Genomic DNA, 2,500 nt, shown 5'->3' on the forward strand with positions numbered 1-2,500 from the left:
AGACCGCCAGGTCTTGCGTGAGCTCCATTGGCGGGATTTCGCCGTCTTCGTTTCTCTTTCTTCGCGGACGAACACGCTGCCTGGGGCTGCGCTGTTGCTGCATTTGCCTTTCGGGGCAGAGCGGTAACGAGCTTCGAGCGTTAGGGGCTTGTAGCTCAGTTGGTTAGAGCGCGCGCTTGATAAGCGTGAGGTCGGAAGTTCAAGTCTTCCCAGGCCCACCAATCTTCGCGCCTGCTGGCGCTATCGCCTGGCAAGCAAATCGTCTCGACGACCGCGCTGCATTGCATTCGTCTTTCCGAGTATGGGGCCTTAGCTCAGCTGGGAGAGCGCGTGCTTTGCAAGCATGAGGTCGTCGGTTCGATCCCGACAGGCTCCACCAGCCTTCGCAGGCTGCGCCTGCTTCGGCTCGGCAAGCCAGAGTGCAGCGAAGGCTGCCGCGCCGGAGCCCGACAGGGCGTAGGCGGGCTGTGTCAGCGTGTTCAAACAATCGTCCGCGAGACAACACTTCGCATTGTCTGGTCCTCACCGGGACTGCAGGCAAATGCGTGTTATCTGACATCGTGAAGAGGAGATCGATCCGAGTTGGGATCGTGCAGGGCAGTGGCAATCACGCGAGCAATCGTGTGGGCGTCGCGGCCATCGAACTGTGCGTGACCTTCACTATCTCCGGGTCATTTCGGCGCGAGCTGAACGCTGTGAAGCGGGCTGCTTGTTGTAAATGACTCTGTTCGCTGCGCATGACCGCACGGCGATCGGTTCGATCTTAAGAAGCAAGCTGGTCTTTCTAATCAGTGTCCTCGCTGTCTCTAACGCCTGGTCCTTCGGGGCAGGTGAGAGCAGTGAACATTCTGCCGAGTGTGTGGACATTGATAATGAGAGCAATCAAGTGCCTTAAGGGTGTTCGGTGGATGCCTTGGCGCTGAGAGGCGATGAAGGACGTGCTACGCTGCGATAAGCCGTGGGGAGCTGCGAAGAAGCTTTGATCCGCGGATTTCCGAATGGGGAAACCCACCTTCGATAGCCGGAACTCCAAGACCTTGGTCCAAAAGACGTGGTTTTGGGGTTTGAATAGGAGACTAGGATGATCCCGAGCCGTGAGGTTTTGGATTTCCGGTTATCAAGAGAAGGTATGAGACTTCTGAATACATAGGAGGTTTCAAGCGAACCCAGGGAACTGAAACATCTAAGTACCTGGAGGAAAGGACATCAACCGAGACTCCGCTAGTAGTGGCGAGCGAACGCGGACCAGGCCAGTCATGAATGTGAGACAACCAGAACCTGTCAGGAAAGCAGGGCCTCAGAGGGTGATAGCCCCGTATGGGTAATGCGAACATTCATGCTCGAGTAAGGCGGGACACGTGCAATCCTGTCTGAACATGGGGGGACCACCCTCCAAGCCTAAGTACTCCTCAGCGACCGATAGTGAACCAGTACCGTGAGGGAAAGGTGAAAAGCACCCCGACGAGGGGAGTGAAATAGACCTGAAACCGGACACCTACAAACAGACGGAGCCCAAGATGCGTTCTGGGTGACGTCGTACCTTTTGTATTATGGGCCAGCGACTTAATTTAACGAGCAAGCTTAAGCCGATAGGCGTAGGCGCAGCGAAAGCGAGTCTGAATAGGGCGTCAAGTTCGTTGTATTAGACCCGAAACCTAGTGATCTAGCCATGAGCAGGTTGAAGGTGAGGTAACACTCACTGGAGGACCGAACGGGTGCCTGTTGAAAAAGGCTCCGATGACTTGTGGTTAGGGGTGAAAGGCCAATCAAACTGGGAAATAGCTGGTTCTCCGCGAAAGATATTTAGGTATCGCCTCGGACGAATACCTCAGGGGGTAGAGCACTGGATGGGCTAGGGGGACTTACCGTCTTACCAAACCCAACCAAACTCCGAATACCTGAGAGTACTATCCGGGAGTCACACGGCGGGTGCTAACGTCCGTCGTGGAGAGGGAAACAACCCTGACCTACAGCTAAGGCCCCCAATTCGTGGCTAAGTGGGAAAGGATGTGGAAATCCCAAAACAACCAGGAGGTTGGCTTAGAAGCAGCCATCCTTTAAAGAAAGCGTAACAGCTCACTGGTCTAAATAAGGGTTTCTGCGCCGAAGATGTAACGGGGCTCAAGCCACGAGCCGAAGCTTAGGGTGCATCGCAAGATGCGCGGTAGCGGAGCGTTCTGTAAGCCTGCGAAGGGCGACCCGTGAGGGCGCCTGGAGGTATCAGAAGTGCGAATGCTGGCATGAGTAACGACAAACACTGTGAAAGACAGTGTCGCCGAAAGTCCAAGGGTTCCTGCGTAAAGTTAATCTTCGCAGGGTTAGCCGGTCCCTAAGGCGAGGCCGACAGGCGTAGTCGATGGGAATGCAGTGAATATTCTGCAGCCAGTGGATGGTGACGAATCCCGTGTGTTGTCCGACCTTACTGGATTGGTTGGGCTTCGAAGGGGTTCCAGGAAATAGCCTCCACATTAGACCGTACCCGAAACCGACACAGGTGGAC

2 tRNA genes and 1 rRNA gene (1 of these 3 cut by a window edge) are annotated in these 2,500 nt (G+C 55.2%); all 3 read left to right on the top strand.

Going from position 1 to position 2,500, the window contains the following annotated elements:
• Nucleotides 1-144: 144 nt before the first annotated feature.
• Nucleotides 145-221 (top strand) — tRNA-Ile (locus BRAS3809_RS28640).
• Between the two features lie 82 nt (nucleotides 222-303).
• Nucleotides 304-379 (top strand) — tRNA-Ala (locus tag BRAS3809_RS28645).
• A gap of 501 nt (nucleotides 380-880) precedes the next feature.
• A 23S ribosomal RNA gene (locus BRAS3809_RS28650) occupies nucleotides 881-2,500 on the top strand; it runs 1,237 nt beyond the window's last position.

Origin of the sequence: Bradyrhizobium sp. STM 3809, assembly GCF_000239795.1 — a bacterium.
Taxonomy (GTDB): Bacteria; Pseudomonadota; Alphaproteobacteria; order Rhizobiales; family Xanthobacteraceae; genus Bradyrhizobium.